This window comes from Streptomyces sp. ICN903 (genome assembly GCF_022015835.1).
In the GTDB taxonomy this organism is placed as follows: domain Bacteria; phylum Actinomycetota; class Actinomycetes; order Streptomycetales; family Streptomycetaceae; genus Streptomyces; species Streptomyces fenghuangensis.
This window is the reverse complement of the sequence record NZ_JAKMAY010000444.1, coordinates 1-3,357: the sequence shown is the minus strand read 5'-3', so window position 1 is coordinate 3,357 and position 3,357 is coordinate 1. Positions and strand designations below refer to the sequence as shown.

The window sequence follows — 3,357 nt, the reverse complement described above, 5'->3', positions numbered from 1 at the left end:
GTGGCTGCGGTTCCGGCTCGGGCAGCGGTTCCGGCCCGGGCGTGGGGCCGGGGACGGGGCGCGGCGGCGGAGGGTTCGGCCCGGGCGGCGGCTCGGGGTGCGGCTGCGGCTCGGGACGGGGCTCGGGCATCGGTTCCGGCTGGGGGAAGCCCGGCTCCGGAGGCGGCTGCGGGATCGTCTGCCCCGGCTCCCCGGGCGCGGCCGACTCGGCCTCCTCCACCGAGATGCCGAAGTCCGTCGCCAGCCCGACCAGCCCGGTGGCGTACCCCTGCCCCAGCGCGCGGAACTTCCAGCCGTCCCCGCGCCGGTACAGCTCGCCGCAGATCAGCGCCGTCTCCGAGCCCGTCTCGGGACGGATCTCGAAACGGGCGACCGTCTCACCGCCGTCGGCGTCCACCACCAGCAGCACCAGATCGCGCACATCGGCGAAGGTGCCGCCGTCCGCCGACGCGGAAAGCATCACCCGCTCCACCGACGGGTCGAGGCGGCCGAGGTCCACCTCGACCGAGTCCGTCAGCCCCTCCGGCTCGCGCCTCTTGGGCAGGTACCGCACCAGCCCGGAGGGATGCCGGGGCTGGTTGTAGAAGACGAAGTCCTCGTCGGAGCGCACACGCCCGTCCGCGCCCAGCAGCAGCGCGGAGGCGTCGACGTCGCGGACGCCCGTGCCCGGTGTCCAGCGCAGTACGGCGCGCACGGCCGTCGCGTGGAGCTGGATGTTCGACCCCTTCAGCATCGCGTGCGTCATAGCGCCATCCTGCCTGTCGCGGCCCGCCGGTACAACGCGGGTGCCTCGGCACCCCGGGTTTATGCGTAAGTAATGCTATGTTCATGCGTTCGAGTAACTTTTGAGCCACGCGCGTGCTTACGATGATCGGCCGGTTCTCGCTCATGAAAGACATGGGGCCGGTGATGGAACGGGGGTCCTGTGCGCCACTTCGGACACCTTTCGCCACAGGTGCGGCGGGAACTGTTCCACAAGGAACCGGCCGAGTTCTCGGCGCGGTCCCCGGCCCGTCTGCTGTCGGTGGCCCTCGGCGCCACCCTCTACAGCCCCGCCACCCGCCCCCGGCTCGCCGACGACGTGCTCAAGCAGGCCCGCCGGGGCGTGGTCTCCATGGTGCTGTGCCTGGAGGACTCCATCGACGACGCCGAAGTACCCGGCGCCGAGGAGAACCTGGTCCGGCAGTTCGCCGAGCTGGCCGCCTCCGCCCCCGCCGCCGGCTCCACCGAGCCCCCGCTGCTGTTCGTCCGCGTCCGCGAGCCCGCGCAGATCACCTCCCTGGTCCGGCGCCTGGGCCCCAGCACCCGCCTGCTGTCCGGTTTCGTGCTGCCCAAGTTCACCGAGGAGCGCGGCCTGCCCTTCCTGGAGGCGCTCACCGCGGCCGAAGCCGACTGCGGACGGCGGCTGTTCGCCATGCCCGTCCTGGAGTCCCCCGACCTCCTGCACCTGGAGACGCGGGCGGAGACGCTCACCGGGATAGCCCGCACCGTCGACAAGTACCGCGACCGGGTCCTGGCGCTCCGTCTGGGCGTCACCGACTTCTGCTCCGCGTACGGACTGCGCCGCAGCCCCGACATGACCGCCTACGACGTGCAGATCGTCGCCTCGGTGATAGCCGATGTGGTCAACGTGCTCGGCCGGGCCGACGGCACAGGCTTCACCGTCACCGGACCGGTGTGGGAGTACTTCCGGCTCCAGGAGCGGATGTTCAAACCGCAGCTGCGCCAGAGCCCGTTCACCGGCCGCGCCGAGGAGCTGCGCGCCGCGCTGATCGAACACGACATGGACGGACTGCTGCGCGAGATCGGCCTGGACCGTGCCAACGGCCTGCAGGGCAAGACGTGCATCCACCCCTCCCACGTCGCACCCGTCCACGCCCTGTCGGTGGTCAGCCACGAGGAGTTCAGCGACGCCACCGACATACTGCGCCCCGAGCGCTGCGGCGGCGGAGTGCTGCGCTCCGCCTACACCAACAAGATGAACGAGGTGAAGCCGCACCGCGCCTGGGCCGAGCGCACCCTGCTGCGGGCCGAGGTCTTCGGTGTCGCGCACGAGGGCGTGGGGTTCGTCGAGCTGCTGGCGGCTGGGAGCATATGAGTCATACGAACGAGTACGACCACGGCCGCGACCACGGCCACGGCGAGGGGTACGGCAGGGTGACGCAGGCGGCGGACGCGGACGGGCGCACGAGCGGACGGGAGACAGGGGCGCCGGGGGAGACCGGCCGGCCCGGCCCCGGCCGGGAGTCCGGCAAGAGCCCCGGGCAGGGGTCCGGCCAGTGGTCCGGCGAGTGGGTCGCACAGCGGCTGGGAGTACGGCTGGAGACCCCGCCCGGCGAGGAGGCCGGCCGTCTGCGCGATCTGCTCGGCCTGGCCCTGCGGCGCAACCCCCGCCGGGCGCACCTGCTGGTCTCGCAGGTGCTCGGCAAGCACGTCCCCCAGCTGCCCGGGACCGTCCACGGCACCGGACTGCGCCTGGGCGAACGCGTCCGCGAGCTGCTGGGCGCGGACGCCGGCCGCGCGGTCGTCCTCGGCTACGCCGAGACCGCCACCGGCCTCGGCCACAGCGTCGCCGACGGCCTGGGCACCGCCCCCTACCTCCACTCCACTCGCCGCGTCGTCCCCGGTGTGGAGCCGGTGGGCGGCTTCGAGGAGGAGCACTCCCACGCCACCTCCCATCTGCTGCTGCCGCAGGACCCGAAGCTGCTGGCCGGGAACGGGCCGCTGGTCCTGGTGGACGACGAGTTCTCCACCGGCACCACCGTCCTCAACACCGTCACCGCACTGCACCGCGCCTTCCCGCGCGAGCGGTACGTGATCGTGGCGCTGACCGACCTGCGCGGACCGGAGGACCGGGCCCGGCTGGAGAAGTTCGCCGCCGACCTCGGCGCCCGCATCGACGTGGTGGCCCTGGCCACCGGCACCGTACGCCTCCCCGACGGCGTACTGGAGCGCGGCGCCGCCCTGGTCGAGGCCCACGACAGCCCGCCGCCGCGGCCCGCGCCCGGATTCGGTCCCGAGCAGGTGCGCCGCGTCGACCTGGGCTGGCCGACGGGCCTGCCCGACGGCGGGCGGCACGGCTTCACCCCCGCCCACCGCGCCCGGCTGGAGGCCGCGCTGCCGGCGATGGCCGACCGGATCGCCGCCCACCTGCCCGAGGGGGCGCGCAGGGTGCTCGTCCTGGGGTGCGAGGAGCTGATGTACGCGCCGCTGCGGCTGGCCGGCGCCCTCACCGGCGCCACCGGCGCCGAGGTCCGCTACTCCACCACCACCCGCTCACCCGTCCTGGCGGTCGACGAGCCCGGCTACGCCATCCGCACCCGCCTGGTCTTCCCCGCCCACGACGACCCCTCCGAC

At 73.6% G+C, this 3,357-nt stretch carries 3 protein-coding genes; 2 read left to right on the top strand and 1 reads right to left on the bottom strand.

Translation table 11 applies throughout. The annotated features are described in order from the left end of the window. Positions 1–745 (bottom strand): TerD family protein (locus tag L7D48_RS27430; protein WP_237883581.1); only part of this gene is annotated, 745 nt, incomplete at its 3' end. A 180-nt stretch (positions 746–925) separates the two neighbouring features. On the opposite strand from L7D48_RS27430, the gene L7D48_RS27425 reads away from it, so the two are divergent. Both L7D48_RS27425 and L7D48_RS27420 read left to right on the top strand, forming a co-directional pair. Next, entirely contained in the window at positions 926–2,098 is a 1,173-nt protein-coding gene (locus L7D48_RS27425) for an HpcH/HpaI aldolase/citrate lyase family protein (protein WP_237883579.1), read from the top strand. Continuing rightward, a partial coding sequence (locus L7D48_RS27420) for a phosphoribosyltransferase family protein (protein ID WP_237883578.1) occupies positions 2,095–3,357 on the top strand: 1,263 nt, incomplete at its 3' end. The genes L7D48_RS27425 and L7D48_RS27420, both read left to right, overlap by 4 nt.